Source organism: Pseudoalteromonas sp. JB197 (assembly GCF_002332205.1).
GTDB classification, from domain to species: domain Bacteria; phylum Pseudomonadota; class Gammaproteobacteria; order Enterobacterales; family Alteromonadaceae; genus Pseudoalteromonas; species Pseudoalteromonas nigrifaciens.
On sequence record NZ_NRGZ01000002.1, the window covers coordinates 344330 to 368782 of the forward strand.

The 24453-nt window shown below is 38.6% G+C and carries 17 protein-coding genes; 8 read left to right on the forward strand and 9 right to left on the reverse strand.

Annotation, left to right across the window (positions count from 1 at the left end):
* Positions 1 to 126: 126 nt before the first annotated feature.
* Positions 127 to 1524, reverse strand: coding sequence for a heavy metal sensor histidine kinase (locus CIK86_RS16705; protein WP_086998457.1), 1398 nt, complete (start codon positions 1522 to 1524; stop codon positions 127 to 129).
* Positions 1511 to 2197: a heavy metal response regulator transcription factor gene (locus CIK86_RS16710; RefSeq protein ID WP_086998455.1), complete on the reverse strand. Its 687-nt coding sequence runs from the start codon at positions 2195 to 2197 to the stop codon at positions 1511 to 1513. Before CIK86_RS16710 ends, CIK86_RS16705 begins: the two co-directional genes overlap by 14 nt.
* A 174-nt stretch (positions 2198 to 2371) precedes the next feature.
* Here CIK86_RS16710 and CIK86_RS16715 point away from each other — a divergent pair, with 174 nt between their 5' ends.
* The 6 genes from CIK86_RS16715 to CIK86_RS16740 are packed head-to-tail and all read left to right on the forward strand — an operon-like array spanning position 2372 to position 7472.
* Complete coding sequence (locus tag CIK86_RS16715; protein ID WP_086998452.1) at positions 2372 to 4210, forward strand: copper resistance system multicopper oxidase; 1839 nt, start codon at positions 2372 to 2374, stop codon at positions 4208 to 4210.
* Positions 4207 to 5082, forward strand: a complete 876-nt coding sequence (locus CIK86_RS16720) for a copper resistance protein B (RefSeq protein WP_086998449.1) — start codon at positions 4207 to 4209, stop codon at positions 5080 to 5082. The genes CIK86_RS16715 and CIK86_RS16720 overlap by 4 nt, the downstream gene beginning before the upstream one ends.
* Positions 5083 to 5104: 22 nt before the next feature.
* Positions 5105 to 5509: a copper resistance CopC family protein gene (locus CIK86_RS16725; RefSeq protein WP_011329652.1), complete on the forward strand. Its 405-nt coding sequence runs from the start codon at positions 5105 to 5107 to the stop codon at positions 5507 to 5509.
* An 11-nt stretch (positions 5510 to 5520) separates the two neighbouring features.
* Positions 5521 to 6423 (forward strand): CopD family protein, encoded by a 903-nt coding sequence (locus CIK86_RS16730; protein WP_086998447.1) that lies wholly within the window; start codon positions 5521 to 5523, stop codon positions 6421 to 6423.
* A 22-nt stretch (positions 6424 to 6445) separates the two neighbouring features.
* A complete protein-coding gene (locus CIK86_RS16735; RefSeq protein ID WP_086998444.1) occupies positions 6446 to 6934 on the forward strand; it encodes a nuclear transport factor 2 family protein in 489 nt (162 codons plus the stop codon).
* Between the two features lie 10 nt (positions 6935 to 6944).
* Positions 6945 to 7472: a DUF411 domain-containing protein gene (locus tag CIK86_RS16740; protein WP_086998441.1), complete on the forward strand. Its 528-nt coding sequence runs from the start codon at positions 6945 to 6947 to the stop codon at positions 7470 to 7472.
* A 126-nt stretch (positions 7473 to 7598) separates the two neighbouring features.
* On the opposite strand, the gene CIK86_RS16745 is transcribed toward CIK86_RS16740, so the two are convergent.
* From CIK86_RS16745 to CIK86_RS16765, 5 genes are all read right to left on the reverse strand, one after another.
* The gene (locus CIK86_RS16745; protein WP_086998438.1) at positions 7599 to 9932 is read right to left on the reverse strand and encodes a S9 family peptidase; all 2334 of its coding nucleotides are present in this window, start codon (positions 9930 to 9932) and stop codon (positions 7599 to 7601) included.
* A 199-nt stretch (positions 9933 to 10131) separates the two neighbouring features.
* Entirely contained in the window at positions 10132 to 11598 is a 1467-nt protein-coding gene (rmuC, locus tag CIK86_RS16750; protein WP_086998435.1) for a DNA recombination protein RmuC, read from the reverse strand.
* 643 nt (positions 11599 to 12241) lie between these two features.
* On the reverse strand, positions 12242 to 15388 hold the full coding sequence (locus tag CIK86_RS16755; protein ID WP_086998460.1) for a DEAD/DEAH box helicase: 3147 nt from the start codon (positions 15386 to 15388) through the stop codon (positions 12242 to 12244).
* A 425-nt stretch (positions 15389 to 15813) separates the two neighbouring features.
* Positions 15814 to 16776 (reverse strand): transcriptional regulator, encoded by a 963-nt coding sequence (locus CIK86_RS16760; RefSeq protein ID WP_086998432.1) that lies wholly within the window; start codon positions 16774 to 16776, stop codon positions 15814 to 15816.
* A 15-nt stretch (positions 16777 to 16791) separates the two neighbouring features.
* Entirely contained in the window at positions 16792 to 18030 is a 1239-nt protein-coding gene (locus CIK86_RS16765) for an AAA family ATPase (RefSeq protein ID WP_011329644.1), read from the reverse strand.
* 772 nt (positions 18031 to 18802) lie between these two features.
* On the opposite strand from CIK86_RS16765, the gene CIK86_RS16770 reads away from it, so the two are divergent.
* Positions 18803 to 20017: a hypothetical protein gene (locus CIK86_RS16770; protein ID WP_011330184.1), complete on the forward strand. Its 1215-nt coding sequence runs from the start codon at positions 18803 to 18805 to the stop codon at positions 20015 to 20017.
* 59 nt (positions 20018 to 20076) lie between these two features.
* Here CIK86_RS16770 and CIK86_RS16775 read toward each other — a convergent pair whose 3' ends face one another.
* Positions 20077 to 20952 carry a DNA replication terminus site-binding protein gene (locus CIK86_RS16775; RefSeq protein ID WP_086998430.1) on the reverse strand — a complete coding sequence of 292 codons (876 nt, stop codon included), beginning with the start codon at positions 20950 to 20952 and terminating at the stop codon, positions 20077 to 20079.
* A gap of 1108 nt (positions 20953 to 22060) precedes the next feature.
* Between CIK86_RS16775 and CIK86_RS16780 the strand changes: the two genes are divergently transcribed.
* Positions 22061 to 23410 carry a 3-deoxy-7-phosphoheptulonate synthase class II gene (locus CIK86_RS16780; protein WP_172459254.1) on the forward strand — a complete coding sequence of 450 codons (1350 nt, stop codon included), beginning with the start codon at positions 22061 to 22063 and terminating at the stop codon, positions 23408 to 23410.
* Positions 23411 to 23493: 83 nt separating this feature from the next.
* Here CIK86_RS16780 and CIK86_RS16785 read toward each other — a convergent pair whose 3' ends face one another.
* Entirely contained in the window at positions 23494 to 24303 is an 810-nt protein-coding gene (locus tag CIK86_RS16785; RefSeq protein ID WP_011330181.1) for a pyruvate, water dikinase regulatory protein, read from the reverse strand.
* Between the last annotated feature and the right edge of the window lie 150 nt (positions 24304 to 24453).

The window sequence follows — 24453 nt, forward strand, 5'->3', positions numbered from 1 at the left end:
ACTAACCGCAGGTTACTTTCGTTTTTTGCTTATGCAAACTGTAAACCCCCATTACAGTTTGCACAAAAGCCACAAATTAACACTGCATTTTACGCTATAGGCACTGTGCTAATAAAAGGATTAAGCTTAACTTTTAACGTGTTTAAAAAACACCTTAAAGCGAGTGTTCGCGTTTGAGGTTACCACTATGTTGCCCCCATTTGCTGTAACTAGCGCTTTTACTATCGCAAGCCCTAAACCCGCGCCGTTGCCTTGTCGCTGCCTTGATTTATCGGCTCGATAAAATCGGTCAAATAAATAGGGTAAATGCTCTGCTGCTATTTTTTCGCCTGGGTTGGTAACCGCAATACACACTTGATCATTTCCAGTGCGCTCACTACTAATAGTTATCGATTCGCCTGCTGGGGTATACCTAATCGCATTTGATAATAAATTAGATAACAACTGCCTAAAGTGTAATTGTTCACAATAAAACTCAACATTACTACCTTGTTTAATAAAGGTAATATTGGCATCTTCTGCTACCGCATCAAAGTATTCTAGTAACGCGTCTATTTCTTCATCACTTTGTAATACTTGTTGTTGTGCTTTTATCAGTCCATTTTGAGTTTTTGCCAACCACAGCATATCACTCACCATTTTTGTTAGTCGCTCTAGTTCTTCAAGGTTTGAAAACAACAATTCTTGGTATTGCACAAGGTCGCGCTGTTTTGTTAAGCCAACTTGTGTTTGAGTAATAATATTAGTAAGCGGGGTACGCAGTTCGTGGGCTATATCGGTAGAAAAATTTGATAAACGCATAAACTCATCTTGTAATCTATCCAGCATGGCATTAAATGAATGCACCATATTCACCAGCTCAATTGGCACTTTACTTTCATCTAACCTAACATCCATTTTATGGGTTTGAATGTCATATATTTTTTTGCTTAAGCCACGCAGTGGATTTAACCCCTGATGTACCGCAAACCAAGCAACAAGTAAAATGAGCACAGCTGAGCCAAACATAATCACCCATAGGCTTTGTTTAAATTGGCGCAAAAAATGTTTATGAAAACTCATATCAATGGCGGCGGTAATTTTATAATGCTGTTGCTGCACGTTAAAGTCGCTAACTAATGCGCGATAGGTATGATCATTGGCTTGCCAATGCACTATGTTATCGCGATTAAAACCAAGCGCCGATGGCGCACTCATAATCTGCTTAGTAAAATCGCGACCTGAACTTTGGTAAATTAAGGCTCCTTGCTGGCTATTTACTTGATAATAAACACCATGGTGCCCTGCCACAGCTTTAGATAATGCCTGCCCTAAAGGTTCACTTGAGCTATGCTGCTGGGCTAAAACAGCTGCAACTGACTGGCTAATAACCTTTAACTCGCCACTGTCTTGCTCAATAAAGTGATCCTCAATGGAGGAGTTAATTAATGACGCGACTAAGGTTAAACAGGCTATTACAGTAACAGCAATAAACAATACCACCCGCATGGTCAACGACATTGGTCGAGCGTTAATTTTGGGCATTTTCGACCTCTAATTTATAGCCCATACCGCGCACTGTATGAATAAGCTTAATACTATACTCATCGTCAACCTTGCCCCGCAGGCGTCTAATCGCAACATCTATTACATTGGTATCACTTTCAAAGTTCATATCCCATACTTGCGACGCTATAAGTGAGCGAGATAGCACTTCGCCTTCTCGGCGCAGTAGTAGCTCTAATAAGCTAAACTCTTTATTACTGAGCAAAATACGCTTGCCTGCTCGCTGTATTTTACGCTTTGGTATATCCATTTCTAAGTCTGCAATCGTGAGTATGTCGGCCACTTTTTGCACGCCACCACGGCGAATAAGCGTACGTACGCGGGCAAGTACTTCTGAAAAAGCAAACGGTTTTATTAAGTAATCATCTGCGCCAAGTTCAAGCCCTTTTACTCTGTCATCAACACTATCGCGAGCCGATAAAAATAATACTGGCGTGTCGTTTTTGGCTTCTCGTACCGACTCTAAAATTCGCCAGCCAGATACATCGGGCAACATTATATCTAATATAATCACATCAAATAATTCGGTCATTGCTAAATGGTGACCGTCAAGGCCATTGCGCGCCAAACAAACCTGAAAGCCGGCTTCGGTTAAGCCCTGTTTTAAGTAATCACCGGTTTTAATCTCGTCTTCAACGATTAGTAAGCGCATATAATTCCTTTGTTACTTTTATTATAATTTTAGTTATCACTTAAACAGCACTATGCCATATGCGCTACAACAGCAACATGACATTAAGATTACAACTTTGTAATGTTCGCGTCATGTCGATGTCAGGTTTAAATATTATACTCAATGCATATTTTGCTATTCAGGTGTAATAAAATGGGTTTTAAAGAGTCATTACAGCACATTTCAAAGCCACGTAGGCGTTTTGTTCAAGGATTAATTGCAGGCGGTGTGCTGGCAGCTTTTCCAACTGTTTTACATGCAGCATCATCTTTAGCGGCTTCAACATTAACAGGTACTGTGCCTGAGTTGAGCGGTAAAGTTATTGACCTGGTTATTGATGAGTCCCCAGTAAACTTTACCGGTGTAGTGCGTATGGCAACCACCATTAATGGCTCTATTCCCGCGCCAACATTACGCCTTAAAGAAGGTGACGATGTGACCATTCGCGTTACCAACAATTTAGCGGTACCTAGCTCTATTCACTGGCACGGAATTATTTTACCGTATCAAATGGATGGTGTACCGGGCATTAGCTTTAAAGGCATTATGCCTGGCGAAACGTTTGTTTATAAATTTAAGTTACAACAAAGCGGTACTTATTGGTATCACTCACACAGTGGCTTTCAAGAAATGACCGGTATGTATGGGGCGTTAATTATTGAGCCTCGTGAGCAAGATGTTATCAGCGCAGATAATGAACATATTATTCAACTCTCTGATTGGACTGATGATGATCCCATGGAGTTATTCCGTAAATTAAAAATTCAGGGGGATGTGTTTAACTTTAATCAGCCCACTGTACCTGAGTTTTTTGATGACATAGCAACAAGCGGCGTTGCTAATGCACTTCAACGACGTGAAATGTGGAACCAGATGCGAATGAGTCCAACCGATTTAGCTGATTTATCGGCTTCGGCAATGACCTATTTAATGAATGGTACTGCGCCAATGGCTAATTGGCGTGGGCTGTTTAAAGCGGGCGAAAAAGTACGTTTAAGATTTATTAATGGCTCAAGTAACACCTTTTTTGATGTACGTATCCCAGAGTTAAAATTAACTGTGGTACAAGCAGATGGACAAAATGTTGAACCCGTTACCGTAGATGAGTTTCGCTTTGGTCCAGGTGAAACCTACGATGTGGTTGTTGAACCTAAGAATGACGCATACACAATTTTTGCACAAAGCATGGACCGCTCAGGTTATGCCAAAGGGACTTTGTCTGTCGCTGCTAATATTGATGCGCCAGTGCCTGCACTTGACCCCGTTGAGTGGTTAGCAATGCGAGATATGATGGGCAATATGGATCACTCTGCTATGCCTGGAATGGATCACAGCGCTATGGGCCACGCTAGCATGGACAAAACCAGTATGGATCAGGGGGCAATGGATCATAGCACAATGGACCACGGTGCAATGGCAATGGACCATAGTAAGCATAATATGGGTAAAAACCCACTGGCTGTTCCAAGTCAGAAAGTTCGCCACGCTGAAACAGAATATGGCGCCTCAGTTGATATGCGCGTTGATACGCCACGCACAAACTTAGACGATCCTGGTATTGGGCTGCGCAATAACGGCCGTCGTGTTTTAACACTTGCAGATTTACGCTCTCTTGATGGCATAGTTGACCACCAAGCACCCGAAGCCGAAATTGAGCTGCATTTAACCGGCAACATGGAACGCTACAGCTGGTCTTTTGATGGCTTAGAGTTTGGTAAAAGTACCCCTGTGCATATGAAGCATAATCAGCGGGTACGAGTTATTTTACAAAACGATACCATGATGACACACCCTATGCATTTACATGGTATGTGGAGCGACTTGGAGAACGATCAAGGTGATGTGTTAGTTCGCCGCCATACCATAATGGTACAGCCCGCCCAAAGAATTAGCTTTTTAACTACGCCACATGATGTTGGTCGTTGGGCTTGGCATTGTCATTTACTGTTTCATATGGATGCAGGTATGTTTAGAGAGGTGGTTGTATCATGAGAAATTTAACCTTATCAACAGTACTTACTAGTGCACTATTAATTAGCGCACCGTTATTGAGCCTGCATGTGTTTGCTCAAACTGAAATGGGCGACATGTCTGGCGATATGGCGGGCGATAAAATGCAGCCGCAAGGCGGCGATGCCCCTAAAAATGCTCGCGATCCACACGCTTATGCTAATGGCACAACCTTAACGCAAGGGCCATATGCTTTAGCAGATGGCGAGCGCTTAACCCTTGCGGATGAGCATAAGTTTTACGCTATTTTAGGTGATCGCCTTGAGTATAACGAACAAGCCGATGCTGCTGTTTTCGATTTACAAGCTTGGTACGGCACCACCTTTAATCGATTAGTGATAAAAACCGAGGGTGATGTTAGTGATGGCAAGCTTGAAGAAAATCAAACTGATATTTTATGGGGTCATGCAATTTCGGCTTACTGGGATACGCAAGTCGGTATTCGCTACGATTATTATAAAGAAGGCAAAAACCGTCAATGGTTAGCGTTTGGTATTCAAGGCTTAGCACCTTATTGGTTTGAGCTTGATATGACAGCGTATGTAGGTGAGAGCGGCAACACAGCATTTACAGCAGAAGCTGAATATGAGCTGCTTTTAACACAAAGGCTCATTATACAGCCTCGTGCTGAAATAACATTTTATGGTAAAGACGATGAACAAAATGAGCTAGGCAGTGGGCTATCTAGTACTGCTATTGGCGTTAGGGTTCGTTATGAATTTACTCGCCAATTTGCACCTTATGTAGGTGTAGAGTGGACTAATAAATTTGGTAGCACAGCAGATTACGCCAAGCTAAACGAGCAGAGCAGCAACGATACTGAGTTTGTTGCCGGTATAAGATTTTGGTTTTAATATTTAAAAATAAGAGGTAATTATGAAATTTATAACTATTGCGGCAATTTTAGGCTTAGCTTTAAGCTTTTCGGCATCAGCTCATATTTCGCTAAAGCAATCAACACCACAAAATAGTGCGATGCTAATGCAAAGTCCAGAGCAACTTACGTTAACGTTTAGCGGCGAAGTACAACTTGCCAAAGTACTCTTAAGTGATGCTGCAAACAAGCAAGTAGATTTTAACTTTAAACCCAGTGCAAAAGCTAATAGCAACTTTAGCTGGCCGTTACCCAAGCTTGAACAAGGTAATTACACAGTTAAATGGATAGCGCTTGGTGGCGATGGCCATAAAATGTCAGGCAATTTTGACTTTATGCTGCACGCCAGCGACACACATTCTAAAATGAAAAACATGGCGGCTAGCCATAAACAACATAATCATTAGGTAGTCATATAATGCAATTAAGTGATTGGTCAGTGCTGTTACTATTATTAAAAATAGTAAGCTATTTAGCTATTGCAGCCCTTGCGGGCTGCTTGCTAATGCGCTTACTTAATAATGAGAGTACAACGCCAGATACACAATTAAGCTGTTTTAATCGGTATTTAAAGCGCTGGCAAATCACCCTTGTTATGGTGGGCTTTATTGGTGCAATATTACAAATACCAATTGAAGCGGGGGCCATGGCTGAATCTGGTTTTGCTGGCATGATAGACCCCTTCATGCTGGATATAATTTGGCAATCAGTAATTGGTGAGCAGGTAAGTATTAGAGTGCCTGCATTTATAATTGCCTTGTTTGCGGTGTGCACTTGGCGCACCCATTCAAACTCAGCTAACGTGGCTAATTTTGTTATTACACTATTAGCACTTATTATCCTTACCTATAGCTTTACCTTAACCGGCCACAGCGCCGAAAAAGGCCTATTAATTAAAAGTATATTAACACTGCATTTAATTGCCATTGCTAGTTGGATTGGCTCACTATGGCCTCTTTATAAAAGTTGCCAACTGCTATCGTTAAATACGATAAAGCATTTAATGGAACGCTTTGGACAGCTAGCAATTATTATCATAGCGGTACTGCTCATATCTGGTATAACCTTATTATGGCAATACTTAAATTCATTTTCTGTATTATTTACTTCAAATTATGGCCAGCTAATAATGTTAAAACTGTTGTTAGTGAGTGCTATGTTACTACTGGGTGCTTGGCATAAACTACGTTTAGTTCCGCAAATTACACAGCAACATCATGTTGTTACTTTAAAGCGTTCTATTTCTGTTGAAATGGTTATTGCCGTGTGTGTATTGCTAACCACCAGTGTATTTACCACGCTCGTTGGGCCGCCCGTATAATTTATCTTATAAAGAGAAAAACATGTTAATAAAACACCCTAAATTTGGATTGATCTCAGCGCTGTTACTTACTGCAACAAGCTCTTTTACTGTAAACGCGCATGGTGATGAAGAGCACGCAAAAAAATCAGCTTTATTTGTTAATGTAAGCAGTGCTGCAGCAAAAGTTGTTAGCTCGTTTCATACTGCGCTTAAGCAAGGCGATAAAGTAACTGCTCGACAATTACTAGCCGATGATGTAATTATTTTTGAAGGTGGCGGCGTTGAGCGCTCAGCCGATGAATACGCTAACCACCACATGTTAGCTGACATGAAATACCTAAGTGCAATTAACAGCGACCTAATAGAGCACCAAGTGTTTATTAATGGTGATATGGCTTACTCGGTATCAAGAAGCAAAAACCATGGCAACTATAAAGGTAAAGAAATAAGCGCCACAGGTATGGAGTCAATCACCTTAAAAAATACCGATTCAGGCTGGAAAATAACTCATATTCATTGGTCAAATTAAGGCGTTAATTATGCGTATAATTAAAATCAACTCAAGCGTGCTTTTAGCACTAGCACTGCCTCTTATGGGGGCGTGCTCTGAGCAATCACCGCAAGTACATAAAGCAACTAGCTCAGCCGATAGTCCCAAAAAACAGGAGTTAAAGCTTACTGTTTATAAAGATAAAAACTGTGGCTGTTGCAAAGGCTGGATTGAGCATATACATCAAAGCGACATTAATACAAAAGCCATTGATGCAGACGATATGGGATTAATAAAATCGCAATATCAAATAAAGCCTAACCAGCGCTCATGCCATACAGCTGTGTCGGCCAACGGTTTTGTGTTTGAAGGCCACGTACCGGCTAAGTTTATTAAACAATTTTTATCGGAAAAACACCCAGCGCATATTATCGGTTTAACCGTACCCGCAATGCCACTAGGCACACCAGGTATGGAAATGGGCGATGCATTTCATAAATACAACATTGAATTTATTACCACAAACACCACCACAGGTGTGTACAAGCACATTAGTCAATACGACGAGCAGTTTTAACTATTGTGGCATAGTTTGTGAGACTGTTTAGTACCTATAAAGAACTGTAACCCCCCATTACAGTTTGCACAAAAAAGCCACAATTAAAAATTGTGGCTTTTTTAGTTTTTAATAATTAATTAGACATTATTTTAGTAAGTTTTTCTCAAAAAATTCGGCCATCATAGTGTGGTAATGCAAAGCCGTTCCTTTGCCTTCTTTTAGGCTGTGTGAACGATTAGGATAAGCAAAAAACTCAAATTGTTTATTATGCTTAACAAGCTCGTCAATTAAACGCTCAGACCCCTGATAGTGTACGTTATCGTCGCCAGTACCGTGGATCAGTAATAATTTACCGCTAAGGTTTTTAGCAAAACTAATTGGCGAGGTATTATCATAGCTTTGTGGGTCGGTGTTTGGGTTACCCGAATAACGCTCTTGATAAATAGTGTCATATAAACGTATATCGGGCACAGGTGCTGAAGCAATACCTACTTTAAATTTATCTCCGTGACGAAATAATAAATTAAGTGTAGAGCTGCCGCCGCCAGAGTGTCCCCATACGCCAACCCGCTCTGTGTCTATTACATCCCAGCGTTTAGCCATCGCGTCGAGCGCGTCAACTTGGTCTTGCACTGTAATTGAGCCTATTTTTTTATAAATAGATTTGCGCCAATCTCGGCCTTTTGGTGCGCGTGTACCGCGGTTATCAACTGATGCAACAATAAAGCCTTTTTGAGTTAATAACGATTTGTATAAATAGCTATTACCTTCAAAGCGATCTTGTACGGTTGATCCCCAAGGTTCGCCATAAACATAAAATACGATTGGGTACTTTTTATTTAGATCCATATCCGCAGGAAACATAATATAACCATCAAGCTCGGTGCCATCACGCGCGGCTACTTTAAAAAACTCATGGTTTGGTAAACTTTGCTCTGCTAATTTTTGTTTCAGCTCGCTGTTTTCGACCAAGGTTTTTACATTACTGTGATCGCTCACCTTAATAATTTGCTTAACGGCCGGCTGATTAAATTTAGAATAGGTGTGCATGGCCCAAGAAGCATCCTTTGACACGTAGTAACTGTTGGAGCCGTTAAACTGTTCAGGTGTTACTCGTACTGGTTTACTGCTGCCATCTATTGCTGTGCGATACAAATAGCGCTGAGCTGCATCATCTGGCGATGCACTAAAATACAATACGTTTTTGTCTTCGTTGATTGCAAGCATATCAACAATGTCGTAATCGCCAGGGGTTAGGTCGATAATTTTTTTGCCATCGCGCGATATGCGATATAAATGACGCCAGCCGTCGCGTTCGCTGTGCCAAATAAAAAACTCACCACTTTTTGACCAATTAGCACTATAAAACCATTCAATAAACGCATCGTCTTTTTCTGCCAGTATTTTAGTTAGCTGCTGCTTTTGCCAATTAAATAACCATAAATTATTATGGTTTTGTGGGCGGTTTAAGTCTTGGATAAGTAACGACTCACCATCGCCTGCCCAGCTAATGCGTGGTATGTAACGATCGCGGTTATCGCCCTCAAGTTTAGCCCACCGGGTTTGCTTGTCACTCAGGCTCACTACGCCTACGCGTACAGCTGAGTTAGTTTCGCCCGCTTTAGGGTATGGAAATTCAGTAAGGCTAGGGTAGAGCGCTTTGGTGTTGTTGATCATGGTAAAGTATTTAACGCCGCTAGTATCGAGCTGCCAATACGCGATTGATTTATTATCTGGGCTCCAACTAAAGCCATCACGAATAGAAAACTCTTCTTCGTATACCCAATCGAAATTACCATTAACTGTGGTAGCGCTGCCATCGGTTGTTAATGCGCTAACGGTATTGCTGCCAACTGCTTGCATATAAATATTATTATCGCGCACATACGCTACTTTTGAGCTGTCGGGGGAGAACTTAGCAAACATAAGCTTTTTGGGCTCAGGGTTTTCGCCGCCCAACTGCGAGAGTTTATTCGTATTTAAGTTAAGTAACCAAAAATCCCCTCGGCTGCGCGAACGCCATACTTGCTCACTGTTGGTAAATACCATGAGCCACTGGCCATCTTTAGAAAATTGATAACTCTCAATTGCAAACGCTTCATCTGCGCCCTCTGGCAGTAACTTTTCAAAAGCAACCAGTACTTTTCGCCCTGTGCCATCGGCGTTGTAAAATACAATGTCGTTGCCTTTTACACCGTGCTCTTTTTCGTCGTCAGCTTTAACGCCTACTTTTTTATCGGCTTCACGTTGCTCAAGTACTGTGTAGCCAGTGCCATCGTCTAACCATTTAAAGTAAGTACTACGCTGTGCTTTAAAGTATTTATCTTTATAAATTTGCTCAAGAGTAAGCGGGTTACTAATAGGTGTAACTGCATTACCTGTTGTTAATGGTGATGTATTTGATGTCATAGAACACCCTTGTATGGTTATACCCGCCAGAATGGCAACTAACAGTGCTGAGGTTTTAATTATTTTCATCGTGTTTCCTAGGGGGGGTTATTAAATAAATACTGACCCCGCTACTTTAGCAAATAAGCAAAATAGGATCTGAGCGTTTATCGCATTATTAAGGGATTAAGCTTAAAAACGGAATTAATACGCCATGTTAATTAAAAGTAGGCATTAGCTGTGTAATGAAGGTTACCGTTTTTAAATACCTAACCCTTTTGCTACGCAGTTAATCTAATTCTAAATTTGCACGTTCAACACTCTCTGCTGGCAGCTCTTTTTGTACCGATACGCCCAGCTCTTTAAACTCGCTTGCCTGTTTAATTAGGTTACCTTTACCTCGGTAAAGCTGCGAAAACGCTTTGTCGTAGCTTTCTTTAGCACGATCGAGCTGTTTGCCAACCCCTTCCATGCTGGTTAAAAAGCCGTTGAGCTTGTTATAAAAACGCTCGGCTCGAGCTGCCAATTCTTTTGAGTATTTAGTTTGCTCTTCAAAGCGCCATAGCTGTTTAACTATATTTAAACTAGTGAGTAAGGTAGTGGGGGTTGCCACTAGAATATTTTTTTCGATTGCTTGCTGGTAAATATCACTTTGGTATTTAAGCGCTTCAACAAAGGCTGACTCTATTGGTACAAACATCACCACTACTTCAGGCGAGTTAAGCCCAGGTAGACGGTCGTACGATTTACTCGCAAGCTCGTTTATACGCGCTTTAACAGCCTCAACGTGCTCTTTAATAGCTTGCTGTGCTTCTAGCTCGTTATCGGCGTTAACATAGCGTGTGTAGGCGTTTAACGAAGTTTTAGCGTCAATAACTAAATGGCGACCTTGGGGTAAATACACAACTACATCGGGGCGTAAGCGGCCGTCTTCGGTGTTAAACGACACCTCGCGTTTATAGTCTACGCCTGCGCGTAAGCCTGCGCTGTCGAGCACGTTTTCTAGCATTAACTCGCCCCAATTGCCTTGGGTTTTCTTTTGCCCTTGTAGAGCGTTACTGAGCCTGTCGGCTTGCTCGGTTATGGCTTGGCTTTTTGCTTGTAAATGTAATAACTCGGTTTTAAGCGCGGCGCGTTGTTTTAAGTCTTCAACATGGATTGACTCCATTTTGTCGCGAAAGCCTTTTAGCTCGCCTTGCACTGGTTTTAATAGTTGCTCAATGCTTTCTTGATTGAGCACTTTAAACGTTTGAGACTTTTCTTCTAAAATTTGATTCGCTAAGTTTTCGAACTCTTTTTTAAGCATCTCTTTGCTTTGCTCTATTTGCGCAAGTTGTTCGCTAAAGTGTTGTTGTTTTTGCTCAAGCGTAGTGCGTATATTATTTAGCTCTACATCGCGTTGGCTATATTGTTTGCGCAGTGCACTTAGCTCGGCTTCGGCTTTTTGCCAAAACTGATTATATTGCTGGCTTTGTTTTTCTTGTTCGGTAAAGCGGGTTTTAAAGTGCTGCGCTTGGTCGCGTTGCTCTTGATGGGTATGCTCTAAAAGTTCGTGGTCATCCGCTAACTGGGTGTATTGCAGGGTTTTGCTCTCAAACTGACTTTGCAATAACGACAACTGCTGTTGCTGCTCACTAAGTTGTTGTTTTAATTTTTTACTAAGCGATGCAGATACTAGGCTACAAATTACGCCACCTGCGGTAACGCCTACGCCTACACTTAGCCAATCAATGCTAGTTAATAACTGAGAAAACATAAAATAAACTTATTAAATTTAGAGACATGCCATCATAACGAATAACTATCGATAGCAGTAGGGGCGGGATATAAATTAAAGGCATAAAAAAAGCCAACCTATAAAAGGTTGGCCTAACATTACTAAAACTAGTAACCAAATAGGGAAATCAGCATGAAACTTGCGTTAACAACAATTCATCACAAGCATAATAGTAGACGGCAAATTGAATATTTAGTTCAACAATAATTTAAATTTATTTATATGTTGTTTAAGAAGGCTACTAAGTAAATTTTTTGCAAAAAAAAGCCAACTCAAACGAGCTGGCTCAATCATTACTAAACTTAGTAACTAAATAGGGGAATCAACATGAAACTTGGTTGAACTGCAATTCAACCGCTAGCAAAATAGTAGACGCTGCATATTTAATTAAGTTCAAAAAAAGTATAAAAAAATTAAACTTAAGTTTTGTGTAAAGCAGCCGTGTAAAAAAGGCATAAAAAAAGCCAGCCCTAAAGTGGGCTGGCTAAATCATTACTTATTTAAGTAACTAAATGGGAAATCAACATAATGCTTGGTTAAACTGCAATTTAACCGCTAGCATAATAGTAGACGCTGCATATTTAATTAAGTTCAAAAAAGATCTGAATATTTACAAACATTTTTAATCTTTAATTAAAGAGAGCATTTGTTGCTCGTCAAACTGGGTAAAACTCATTGATTTTTCGGTAAATAATGCATCTACAAGAGCTTGTTTATCTTGTTGCATTTTAAATACTTTTTCTTCAATTGAATTTGCCATAATAAGTTTATACACAAACACAGGATTAGTTTGGCCAATACGATAAGCACGATCTGTCGCTTGTTTTTCTACTGCTGGGTTCCACCAAGGATCGTAATGAATTACTGTGTCGGCTTGCGTTAAATTAAGCCCCGTACCACCGGCTTTTAAACTAATTAAAAACACCGATGTTGCACCACTGGTAAACTCATCAATCACTTTATCGCGCTGGCGCGTTTGTCCGGTAAGTAAACTAAAGTTTATATTTATTTCTTTTAGGCGTTCAGCAATAAGATCGAGCGCAGAAGTAAACTGACTAAATATAATTACTTTTCTACCTAGGCTTAGCATTAGCGGTAAGCGATTACTTAGCCATTCTAGTTTTGCACTGCCAGCCTGAGTTGTTGGCTCTATTAATTTAGGGTGACAACAAATTTGCCTTAATTTTAACAGCGCTTCTAAAAAGGCGAGTTTACTTTTTTGCATACCTTGTTCAGAAAACAGATCAGTTAGTTTTTCTTCTAATGCCTGAGTAATACTGTGGTACATTTCTTTTTGTTTTGGCTCAAATTCAAACTCTTTAATTAACTCTGTTTTTAGCGGTAACTCTTGTGCAACTTGCGCTTTAGTACGGCGTAATATAAACGGCATAATTAAGTCTTTAAGTTGCTGTGCTCGCTCTGCATTGCTCTCACGCTCAATTGGCGTTTGGAAGTGAGTTTTAAAATGCGTTTGCGAGCCAAGTAATGACGGCATAGCAAAATCAAGTAATGATTTAAGCTCGAATAAGTTGTTCTCTATTGGCGTACCACTTAAGCAAAGCTTAAAGTCGGCATTAAGGCGCTTCACTAAACGCGATACCTGCGCGGTATCGTTTTTAATATATTGCGCTTCGTCGAGTATAATATTTTCAAAATAAAGTGGTGAATAATACGCAATATCGCGTTTAAGTAGCGGATAAGTAGTTAATATACATTGTGCTTGCGCTACATTTTGTAATAACTCATTACGCTGGGCACCAAAAATAGTGGTTACTTTTAAGTTTTTAGCAAACTTGGTTATTTCTTTTTCCCAATTGCTTACTAGGCTTGTAGGGCACACAATGAGTGTAGGGCCTGCTTGCGCATTATTATAACTACTTGTTAGATAGGCAATAACTTGCAGAGTTTTACCTAATCCCATGTCGTCTGCTAAAATTCCGCCAAGCTGATGGCGTTTTAAAAAGTTTAACCACGCAACGCCTTGCTGTTGATACTCGCGCAATACAACTGAGTCATTTAACCCTTGTATAAGCGTAGTGGGGCGCGACTGGTCATTGCTATTTAGCTCTTCTAAATAACGTGACAATGACTCGTCGTGTAGTTCAACATTTATAGCAGTATGACTTACCAGTTCAGGCAAGTATGAAAGCGGAATATTAAATTCATCTCTGGTTTTTATAAATTCAAATCGTTGTTTAAACTCATTTAACAAATGCAACGCTGCTTTATTTATAGCGCCAAACTCACGACCTATTGGGTAGTAATAAAACAACTCACTTTGACGATTTAACGATTCATAATGAGCATCTGTTTGATTAAATAATAATGTAGCTTTAGCATCGTTTAATATAATTTTGCACTGCATTTGATGCCCCGCAGTACGGTGTACATACAAAGCTACTTGGCTTTGTGGGTTAACAGCATTTACTTTACTAACCGATACTTTCCAGCCTCGTTGAACAAAGCTAGGAAACACCTCATACACTAACCAGTGTAAGTGAATTGGCGATTGTTTATTAAAAATAAACTCACTTTGTAAACCCCCTTTACAAAAATCGAAACCTAAGTTTATTAGCTCGTTTTTTACGGTGTTTTCAAAAGCACTATTTACTAGGGTTTCTGGCGCTGTGCCTGCCAAATAATTTTTATTTTTATATTTAAACAATAACGAAAGCGTTAATCCTTCCGCCGACATTGTTACTTTTAAAACCGCATTACTAGAGAGTTTTGAGGTATTGTTTTTTTCATTAGTGGGATGCGGAATAACACCCGAGCCAAAGTTATCGGCGAGTTGTTTATAAATACGGTCAAAATTAGTGTCGTGTAATGCTGGAATTGTTTGTAAATGAGCAATTTCGTCTGCACTTAAAGGGGTGCGAATGCGTCCTACTTTATAAGTATCAAGATCTAAATAAGTAGGTGGCGTAGTTTTAATTAGTGTCCAATTTTTGCTGTTTTCTAAATTAACTTTTAATTGAGTAAGATCTTTTACTTGCTGCCAACTAAAGCTTAACGCTTGCCCTGTTTGCGCTTTAATTGATACGCGTGATCGTTGTAAAAACAACCTATCGGTTGCTATAAGCTGTTGCAGTGCGTTAAAACCCCATTGCCCTTTAAGCTCAATATTACCTACTGCATTTTGTGAACGTATCCAGCTAAATAATCTAAAGTCACTTTCTAATAAATCGCTAGGAGTTACAAAGCTGTTTAGCTGTTGCTCGGTAAGGTTACGGCCTAAGGCATAACTTTGATTTTCATCGTAATTAGCTATTTTAGGCGTTAAAAACACTTTATTGTTTTCTACATCTAATACAAATAAAAGCACTTGTGAAGGCGGTTGTTCGATACTGTTTTTAAGTGCTCCGAGTTCAGTAAACCAATCATTAATAAAGTAGTCTTCGCCGTACTCACCCGAGTGTTCTATTTTAAGTTTGAGCAAAATAGCAGCTAAGTGGCGGCATTTCGTTTTAACGTTACAGGTACAGTGAGTATCTACCGAATAACCAGTAGGTACTTTACTGATCTCAATACGTTGATTAAACGAAATACCTTTGTCGCCACGTACTGTTGAATCCACAACTGAAAAATCGCTATTATGCTCTAACCAGCTAATTTGGCCGTTTTTATAATACGCTTTACCTTTAGCCAATACGGCGGGCTTGAACAATTTTTTAATGAAGCGTTCAGAAAGAGGAAACTGGGTAGCCTGCTCATTTTTAATTTCTTCAAAAATAGCCATTAGATCAGTTTTAGATAAGTTAGCAGACATGTCACTCAAAGTATTAAATTTTAAAAACAATTTTTTTAGTATATGCCTTATATGCTCTGAGCTAAAGCAATATTAACGCTAAATAAACTGGTTGGAGCTGAGCGCTTAGTAAAAAATTGCTTTATAGCTAAATAATGCGCTAATTATTATTTATTTAAAATAAAACACACAGCTAACTCACAAGTTAAAAACAACTTACTAACACAAGGAGGGGGTTTACAGATCAGCTTTATACTAACAAAGCGCAAAACAGGTAGGATCTAAGATAAAAAGGTAATTTAGTTAGTAAAAAGCTGATCTAAAATAGGTAAGTAACTCTTTTATGCTTAAATTTTGCTATATGGGATCAGTTTTTTACTAACTTAAAGGGTGTGCAGATCAATATTTAACTAAGCTAACACCCTTCTAGATCATTATTTTACTAACTAGTTAAATGCAGATAATAGCTTAGTAAGTTGTTCTAAGCGCTTGTCTGTCATCACTTTATTGTTTATTTTTACTGAAACATCACCATTTTTTAAACTGCGCTGTACTGAAACAAAGTTACTCTCAAGCACAACTTCACGTTTAACGGCTATTTGTGGCTCGGTAGTTAAATACTTAGTAATGGCCATTGCACGCTTGTCATCGCTTGCTGCTGCGTTTATGTCTTCATGGTTAGCAATGTCAGCAACTAGCAAGTTAAAGGCTGCTTGGTCGCGCTCCTTTGCGCTAATCAGCTTTTTAGCCACTTCACGGCCAACATGATTAGCTGTAGGGTAAAGTGCAACAACATCTGCAGGGATTTGCTCGAATGCTTTTATTGCATCGGCAACCGCGGTATGCGATACGCCTTCAATAACTGCAATTTCACGGTAAGAGCCTTTTTTACCTTGCTCAATTAATTCATTTTTAGTGTTTTGATAAGCTTGTCCAAGTTCCCACAAGCTTGGTGCTATGTATTGATCAGACGAAACAGCTAAAATTTTTGCATCTTGATCTGTAAAGTCGCTAGAGCTCAACACTAAATAATCAGCATTACCCAAAATGCAGGCTTTACGGCGGCGTGATCCCGCAAGTACTAAGCTTGTATCGCCTTGATCCCAAAGAAGTGCCGGGTGTTGATTACGGCCATCTTCTTTTATTGCCGGTAGAATATCGGATACCGACTTTTCATTTAACAGCGACTGTACACGGCGGTTTTTGCCATATACCTGGGTTGTTGACTCAATGTCACTATGGGAAATTACTTTACAAACTAGGGTAATTTCTCTGCTAGGATCACTTGGCGCTGGCATACGAATTACATCGCCTGCATTTGCTTGCTCTAATAAAGCATCAAGACTACTACTACCAACCGCTGTTGCAAAAGGGTCTAAGCGGGTGTCATTTTTACGTTTTTTAGCCATTTTTGTTTAACATCCTTACTTAGGGGTATTTAGTTTTGATTGTGTAGATTGCCAATTAGAGCGGATCAGCATTTCGAGCTCATCAACTACATCTTTTATATTTTCTTGGGCACGCATTAACGATTCGCGACTCGCTAAACTATCTGATGCTTTTTGATCAAAAATAGTGTTAAACGAAGACGAACTCGCTGTAATTGCTGAGCTATGATTAATTGGGTAACTCATTACTTGGCGACCAAAGGCACTACGAACATCTTTAACGATATCGCGTTGCGAGTGGTTACCTTTTACATAGTTAGTTACTAAAAACTGCATAAAGTCCCATCCTTCATGGCCTAGGGCTGCAACTGTATGATAAATCTCACCTAAACGTTTTAAATATTTATTATTTGCATCAAAGTCCACTGCTTCTGGATGAACTGGTATTAGCATTGCTGTAGATGCCATTAACGCATTATAAAACATAAAGTTAAGTGTTGGAGCTGTGTCGATTAATAACACATCAAACTCGTCTTTTACTGGGTCAATTACTTTTTCAAGTAACTTATGATAATGACGGGTTTGTTCATAATTTGAGGTGTCTTTGAGTAAAGTAGCTGTTTCATGTTCAAAATAAAAATCATCCATACCAGATGGTAAAACACGAATATTTGGAATATGCGTAGGTAAAAATGAGTTTGATACAAATTCAGGCCAGGTTTCCCCTTCGTCTAAATCAATACAATCACGCATTAAATCGCCAACGGTAATTGGATCGGGCTCTGCCGATGGAAAAAAGCTAGATGATGAACCTTGAGGATCTAAATCAATAATACCAATACGATAGCGTTTAATATTTGTAGTTGCCAATGCTGCTGCAATATTAACCATACTAGTTGTTTTACCACAACCGCCTTTTAGGGAGTTAATTACAATAACTTGCAGTTTGTCATCACCAGTACGGTGATCTGGCTGAATATCCATAATATCGGCCATAGCAAAAATATTTACCAAAGTGTAAGCGTAATGACCATTTGCACCACGTTTGATATTTAAATTATCAAAATCACCATTGTCGTGGCGTCTTTTTAAGGTACGATTGTTACAACCAAGCAGATCGGCAGCTGCTTTTTGCGTATAAGTTCTTAATTCTTTTTCTTCAGATTTAAGATGAGCGCGATAATGTTGTATACGTCCTTCTAGTGACTTTTCGGCAACTTCAGCTGTTGCTTTCAAAAGCCGGTAGGTACTTAGCGCATTATTATTGATAGACATACTTAATTCCTCAAAGTTAGGCTGTTAGTATAATGTCCATTCAATTTGCTGTAAACAACTATTTATAGTGACATGTGTTTTATAAACAAGACATCTAATAATATTTTTACATGCTTAATATCTCTTAGTATAAATAGAGAGGTTAAGTATGGTTAAGTATATAAGGTATTAAAGGATAGAGGCTTAAATAAAGGTCATAAACACATGATTTATATGAATAATAATAAAATAAGCAGATCAGCTTTATACTTGGTTAAGATCAGATCTTTATCTACTAGCAGATCAGCTTTTTACTAAGCTGAAAATTAAAACAATAGTTACGCACAGGTTAATCATTAAGTTGTGCACAAAAAAGGTCTGATAGATCAGTTTTATACTAAGTAAATTATAAAGTTATACACCGACTCTGTAGTAAAAGAAGGCTTTTAATTAGTATAGATCTGATCTGTAGTAGGTACAGATCAGATCTATGCTAACTCAATATGTGCTTATCCACAGGGCTTTTAGTTTTTTAGTTGATTTGTCGTGTTAAATATTAAAAATTTAGCTTTGTAATGGACAAAAATCTCACTGAGTTAGTAAAAATGAGATTTGTAACTGCCTAGTTAGTAAAATAATGATCTGAAATTGAGTTAATTAGCATCCGCTTAGTATAATAGTGATCCGAAGGTTTTATTTTAGCTCAGATCACTTTTATACTAACTTAAACATTTAACTTTTTTGTCTTTATGTGTTGTTATTAGCTGTCGCAATAAAAATGGAAATAACAACAATGAGCCGAAAGGTCAACATCTCGGTAGATAACTTGCCCGATACACTAAGGGGCCAAATTCACGGGGTGGAAAGTGCAATTGATAATGAAAGCTTAGCACTGTTTACAGATAATAAAGATGTGCGGATTTCGATAGAAAATGCAGCTCATGGATTACGTGCTTATTCGAATACTTTTAACCATTATGATTTATGGGGACGCTTTGTCCGTTCAGGGCATAAAAAATTACCATTAGAAGAAGCACCTAAAAAAACAATAATTACACGCAAAATATCTGAAAAAATAGATGGTATTTTGTACGATGGTGAATTAAAAATAACGCCGGCGGTTGTTAGCACACGCAAAGATGGTGAAGACGTAGAATATTTGGTTTGGCCATCAGATCGAGAAGAAAAAGTAGAACGTGCGCTGATCCGTTTAGCTTCTAAAGGTAAAATAGTAAAAATAAATTTTAAGTCCGGTATTCAATATGCTGTTGTTTTTTCAATGAACGAATTAGCACAAGAGCTGAAAACCGTTGGCCAATCTATGCCATATCCACAAATTAAAGAATCACTTGAAGCATTACAAGGCTCGAAACTTTCGTTTAAATATTCAGCAACAGATACAAAAAATACAAATATTGATGATTCATTTTACGAATCGAACATGAACTTTTTATCGTCACTGCATTTTAGTGGAAAAAAAGGGCAAGGCGGTAATGTTAAATGTGTTGCGTGTTTAAATGCATTTGTGCATAACATGATTGATAACCTTGAATACAAAGGATATTACTTTAACAGCGCCCAAGAATTAAAACGCGGATTGTCGCGTTGGATGATGCTGCGCTTGTATCATCTTTGGCGTTATGCAGCGCCGGGTAAAACATACCATTTTAGATTACTGTCTATTATGGAAAAGTACGGCTCAATTTATTCAACGGATAATATTACCGAAAATAAATTAAAAGCGCTGCGTCGTGATATGACCACAACAATGAAAGATTTGATCGAGAAAGGAGCTATCTCTGAGTACAGTATTACCAATGTTAAAGACGATAAAACCGGTAATATTATTGACTACACTTACGAAATGCATCCATCAGACCAATTTTGTGATGAGATACTTACTCTGAATAAACACAATAAACGTATTGAAATACAAGGCGGTAAGCGTATTGTAGAAAATGCTGTGCTTATTGATGAAGACAAACTTGTTGAAATAGTAGATAAGTAATTTTTATTACAGAGTCCAAATAATAACAAAGGTCACCTAGCGTGACCTTTTTAACATAATCACTTTTCTACTTGTTCTAAATAAAGTCGATCTACTAAAAAATCATGGTCACGTTTTCGTGGATGACTTAATGGTTTTTCGTAATTTGGTAATATCCCAAGCTTTACGTCTGGTTCTGGGTTTATTAAAATAAAAGGTAGCGCCGCACTGACGTGATAACGGTTTTGCGCGGTATAACGCACATTTACCTGAGGGCTAACTCGAGTAGGGCGCCTAATTCTAAGTTTTTCTTTTTCACCTAAACTTGCTACCCGTAATTGCTCTTGTGCTACTAGCGCCTGCCATTTTTGCTGGTCGATCATTCTGGGGTTTCTATAACTAGCTGACTTTTGTAACATTTCGAGGGCCATTTTTTTGGTCAGTGTTTTAGTTGCATGTTTGTGCATCCAGGTAAATCGTACTGAAAAAGGCGATTCATGTTCACTATGAATTTTTCGATAAGCAGCCAAAGTAATTAAGTTGGGTACTGCATTATGCACCGCTTCAAAACGAGCATCGTTGTTATCAATAGCTAAAATGCACTCTTTAAACGCTGCTTTTGCCTTATTTACTTGAGCAATTCGATTAATTAGTGCTTGTTTGTCAGCATTTTTTATAACTAATAGGCCAGGATGACGCTTTAAAACTCGGCTACTTAGCCCTTGTTTTTTATAAATGTCAGTAAAGGAATTTAATATAGCTTTATGTGCTAGTTCGCCTGATATTTTAGTAACTTTAATCGATTCGGCCACTTTATCTTCATCAACAGTGCTTATATCAGGAAGTTGATAATATTCGGCTTTTGTATATTCACATAGATTAAGCTCTTCTATTAGCCTTAATGTTAGTTCGCTCATTAAATCAAACTGACTTCTTATTTGTACTTTAGTTACCATGCAACCTCCAAAGAACACATCTTACTAAACTAATTATCGCACATAACCTTATCTTTGTTTAATTAATCATTTATTTTTACTCAGAGCTAAGTTTGAATCTATATTTGAATTAAGTATGATGTGTTCTTCTGGTTGGTTAAACTTAATAACTTGTGTTTATGCATTTGAGTAAGTTAGGTATTATTAGTTACCAAATACTCACATTTGTATACCGTTGTAAGTAATAGCAATAAATGGCCTACAAGTTTCTGAGTGCAATTTAACTTTAGCTATAATTTGTAGCAAGGCTTTAAAATAAGATTAATATAATTAACCTGCTCATACTTTAAGATACTTAAAGCGTTTAGCTCGTGAGAACTAAATATACATTTATTAGGGTTTGAGTTGCCAGTAGCTTAACTAATTAAGAAGCAAGTGGTGTTAATTAGCGCCGCTCTCAACATTCATACAAAGAGCAATTTAATACATTGCTGATATAAGCTTTACGACTTGTATTATGTATGGGGGGAAATGCAATACGTTGTCATGTCTATTTATACTGCCGCATAAGATCTGCAAAGCGTAAAGATTATACATATTACAATAAGTTTTAACCTAAGTAGTAACTACCACTATCCACATTTTTATAAAAACTTAGTACAGAACCAAAAGAAGTCTTTGTACTTTAACCTTAGCCTAATAAACCTACTGTTTATAGATCTCTAGTATGTGTTGCAGTGGCAAATAAAATGCGTCATAGCATGTATTTTTAAAAGCGCATAGTTATTGCTCAACTTTTATTAAAGTAACTGTAAAGCTAAGAATACACATGATGCAATTTAAGTATGATGTGTTCCTAGTTTGACCTGTTATAATAATTAACTCGGATTGAATGTAAGTCAACAACTCAAAAGTAACCATATAGAAGCTTAACTATATGTTTTAAATAGGTTATATGTTTTCTATTTGTCATTTTGTATTTGCGCTAAGGGCCCAACATATACGGCTAAATATATTAATTACCTAACCCATAACTAAATAATTAGTAAATAGTGAATTTAGTCCTTGAACAAACAGCCCTGCATACGTTAATTTCGTTGTATCAGGTAAATAGGAATGAGGAATGAATATGCAAACGTGGAACCCAAATAGCTGGAGAGAACTGCCAATATTGCAGCAGCCAAACTACCCAGATCAAGAATCACTTAAATCAGTAGAAGCGCAATTAAAGAGTGCTCCGCCTTTAGTATTCGCTGAAGAGACCAGAAGTTTATTTAAGCAGCTAGAAGATGTATGCGAAGGGCGCGCTTTTTTATTACAAGGTGGTGATTGTGCTGAGTCGTTTAGTGACTTTAATGCCGCTAACATTCGCGATACTTTTAAAACAATTTTACAAATGGCCGTGGTATTAACTTACGGCGGTAAATGCCCAGTAGTTAAAATAGCGCGTATGGCAGGGCAGTATGCAAAACCACGTTCAGCAGATTTAGAAACGATTGATGGCGTATCACTACCTTCATACCGTGGCGACATTGTTAACAATTTTGAGTTTACCGAACAAGCGCGTATTCCAGATCCACAACGCCTAATGACAGCGTATCATCACAGTGCCGCTACGTTAAACTTACTGCGTGCATTTGCACAAGGTGGCCTTGCTGACTTACACCAAGTAAACCGTTGGAATATGGGCTTTGTTGCGGCCAATCCACAAAAAGAAAAGTATCAACAGCTAGCTGATAAAATTCAAGATGCGCTTGAGTTTATGGAAGTGTGTGGTATTAATTCTACTATTGCACCAAGCTTAAAAGAAACCGATTTATACACCTCTCACGAGGCGCTATTACTAGGCTACGAAGAAGCACTAACTCGCCGTGACCATTTATCTGGCGATTGGTACGATTGTTCTGCGCACTTTGTGTGGATTGGCGAGCGTACGCGTCAGCTAGACCACGCGCATATTGAATTTTTTAAAGGAATTAAAAATCCAATCGGGGTTAAAGTTGGCCCAGGCATGGACCCAGATGATTTAATACGCTTAATTGATGCATTAAACCCAGATAACATTCCAGGTCGATTAACATTAATTACCCGTATGGGCGCAGATATACTCCCTGAAAAACTACCGGCACTGGTACGCAAAGTACAACAAGAAGGCCGTAAAGTAATTTGGAGTTCTGATCCAATGCACGGTAACACCGAAAAGGCGAGTTCAGGATACAAAACACGTAGCTTTGATAACATCATGCGTGAGATCAGCCAGTTTTTTGCAGTGCATAAAGCCGAGGGCAGCTATGCAGGCGGCGTGCATTTAGAAATGACAGGTCAACACGTTACTGAGTGTACTGGCGGTGCGTACGGACTGTCTGACGACGATTTAGCACAGCGCTATAAAACCCAGTGCGACCCACGTTTAAATGCCGATCAAGTATTAGAACTAGGCTTTTTAGTTGCCGATTTATTAAAAGACGCACGCAAATAAGTAAAATGAATCCCCTAAATACAAACGCCGCTAATTAAGCGGCGTTTTTTTATACTTTCTAGTTAAGCTAACCACACTGTAAGTTAGTACTTACGGCGCTCTAAATCAGTATCAGATATAATCTTCGCCGATATTTCTTCAACTGAGTGATGAGTAGAGTTTAAAAATGGAATTCTATTACGCTTATACAGCATTTCTACTTCGCGCACTTCTATACGACATTGACGAATAGAAGCGTATTTAGAATTAGCCATACGCCTGTCTCTAATGGCAGCAAGGCGCTCAGGATCAATAGTTAAGCCAAAGAGTTTATGTTTAAAAGGTATTAAGCATTTAGGCAAGCCTTCAGTTTCAAGGTCGTCTTCGGTAATCGGGTAGTTAGCGGCTTTAATACCATATTGTAGTGCTAAATATAAACTCGTTGGGGTTTTACCACTGCGGCTCACACCGATTAAAATAATATCGGCCTCTCCATAGTTTTTAATATTACCGCCATCATCATTCATCAGCGCGTAGTTAACCGCATCAATTCTAAAATCATAGCTTTTTTCATGAATAGAGTGAGTTCGATGAATTTTTGGTACTGGCGCCACATTTAGTTCTTTTTCTATTTTTTCGCTATAGGTTGTCAAAAAGTCATAACACACTGCATTAGCAGAGCTAATAATTTCAGTTAAGTTGTAATTTACAAAGGTAAAAAATATTAAAGGCTTTTCACCGTCTCTTTTAGCCGTTGCATTAATTAACTCTTTAATTTGATGCGCTTTCTCTTCTGTTTCTACAAAGGGAATGGTTTTATGATTAAATTCAACAGGGAACAGTGACAAAGTAGCATGGCCAAAAACCTCAGAAGTAATTGCTGTGCCATCTGAAATATAAAAAGCAGTTCTCATAAATCCTCTTTTTTATTACTTTTAATTTTAAAATTAAGTTTCTCACGGTTTACGTGAGGACTGTTGCCAGTGTAGAATGGGTGTGACCTTTATAAAAGGTTTTCTTTCTTAACTCTCACAGTTATATCGATTGTATTAAGTAAATAGTCA

Coding starts and splice junctions, on each gene's coding strand:
- CIK86_RS16730 (WP_086998447.1), top strand. CDS start 5,521: ATGCAATTAAGTGATTGGTCAGTGCTGTTACTATTATTAAAAATAGTA.
- CIK86_RS16740 (WP_086998441.1), top strand. CDS start 6,945: ATGCGTATAATTAAAATCAACTCAAGCGTGCTTTTAGCACTAGCACTG.
- CIK86_RS16735 (WP_086998444.1), top strand. CDS start 6,446: ATGTTAATAAAACACCCTAAATTTGGATTGATCTCAGCGCTGTTACTT.
- CIK86_RS16720 (WP_086998449.1), top strand. CDS start 4,207: ATGAGAAATTTAACCTTATCAACAGTACTTACTAGTGCACTATTAATT.
- CIK86_RS16760 (WP_086998432.1), bottom strand. CDS start 16,776: ATGGCTAAAAAACGTAAAAATGACACCCGCTTAGACCCTTTTGCAACA.
- CIK86_RS16755 (WP_086998460.1), bottom strand. CDS start 15,388: ATGTCTGCTAACTTATCTAAAACTGATCTAATGGCTATTTTTGAAGAA.
- CIK86_RS16775 (WP_086998430.1), bottom strand. CDS start 20,952: ATGGTAACTAAAGTACAAATAAGAAGTCAGTTTGATTTAATGAGCGAA.
- CIK86_RS16705 (WP_086998457.1), bottom strand. CDS start 1,524: ATGCCCAAAATTAACGCTCGACCAATGTCGTTGACCATGCGGGTGGTA.
- CIK86_RS16770 (WP_011330184.1), top strand. CDS start 18,803: ATGAGCCGAAAGGTCAACATCTCGGTAGATAACTTGCCCGATACACTA.
- rmuC (WP_086998435.1), bottom strand. CDS start 11,598: ATGTTTTCTCAGTTATTAACTAGCATTGATTGGCTAAGTGTAGGCGTA.
- CIK86_RS16745 (WP_086998438.1), bottom strand. CDS start 9,932: ATGAAAATAATTAAAACCTCAGCACTGTTAGTTGCCATTCTGGCGGGT.
- CIK86_RS16785 (WP_011330181.1), bottom strand. CDS start 24,303: ATGAGAACTGCTTTTTATATTTCAGATGGCACAGCAATTACTTCTGAG.
- CIK86_RS16715 (WP_086998452.1), top strand. CDS start 2,372: ATGGGTTTTAAAGAGTCATTACAGCACATTTCAAAGCCACGTAGGCGT.
- CIK86_RS16725 (WP_011329652.1), top strand. CDS start 5,105: ATGAAATTTATAACTATTGCGGCAATTTTAGGCTTAGCTTTAAGCTTT.
- CIK86_RS16710 (WP_086998455.1), bottom strand. CDS start 2,197: ATGCGCTTACTAATCGTTGAAGACGAGATTAAAACCGGTGATTACTTA.
- CIK86_RS16780 (WP_172459254.1), top strand. CDS start 22,061: ATGCAAACGTGGAACCCAAATAGCTGGAGAGAACTGCCAATATTGCAG.
- CIK86_RS16765 (WP_011329644.1), bottom strand. CDS start 18,030: ATGTCTATCAATAATAATGCGCTAAGTACCTACCGGCTTTTGAAAGCA.